This is a genomic window from Deinococcus pimensis DSM 21231 (assembly GCF_000519345.1).
Taxonomy (GTDB): Bacteria; Deinococcota; Deinococci; order Deinococcales; family Deinococcaceae; genus Deinococcus_A; species Deinococcus_A pimensis.
The window spans coordinates 64,512-65,116 of sequence record NZ_KI912680.1 but is presented as its reverse complement, the minus strand read 5'-3'; the positions used below and the strand labels follow the sequence as shown (position 1 = coordinate 65,116).

The following is a 605-nucleotide window of genomic DNA, read 5'->3' as shown; positions in this document are numbered from 1 at the left end:
CAGGGCGCGCAGTTCGGCCTCCAGCCCGTCGGTGTAGGCGCTCACGCGGCCCGAGCGGCTGGTGTCGACGACCTTCACGAGCCGTCCGTCACGCATGACGGCGACGCGGTCCGCGAGGAAGACGGCCTCGCGGATGGAGTGCGTCACGAGGACGGTGGTGCGGCCCGTCTTGTCGTGCAGGTGCTTGAGCTCGTTGTTGAAGCGCTCCCGGACGAGCGCGTCGAGCGCGGCGAAGGGCTCGTCGAGCAGCAGGATGTCGCTCGACTGCGCCAGCGCCCGCGCGAGCGCCACGCGGGCGCGCATGCCGCCGGAGAGCTGGCTGGGGTAGAGGTGCGCGAAGCCGCGCATGCCGACCTGATCGAGCGCCTCGGGAGCGCTGAGGCCGTGCCCGGCGATGGCGCGCGGCAGTTCGACGTTCTGCAGGACGCTGCGCCACGGCAGCAGACGGTAGTCCTGGAAGACGAACGCGGGCGGCTCGGTGACCCGGACGCTGCCCGCGCGCGGCGCGAGGAGTCCGCCGATGACGCGCAGCAGGGTGCTCTTGCCGCCGCCGCTGGGCCCGACGATCGCGAGGAGCTCCCCGCGCCGCACGTCGAGGTCCACGC

Annotated in this window: 1 protein-coding gene; it reads right to left on the bottom strand. The window is 73.4% G+C overall.

Translation table 11 applies throughout. The features are described from left to right. Positions 1–605: ABC transporter ATP-binding protein (locus DEIPI_RS35085; RefSeq protein WP_157464155.1), on the bottom strand; the 605-nt coding region annotated here is incomplete at both ends.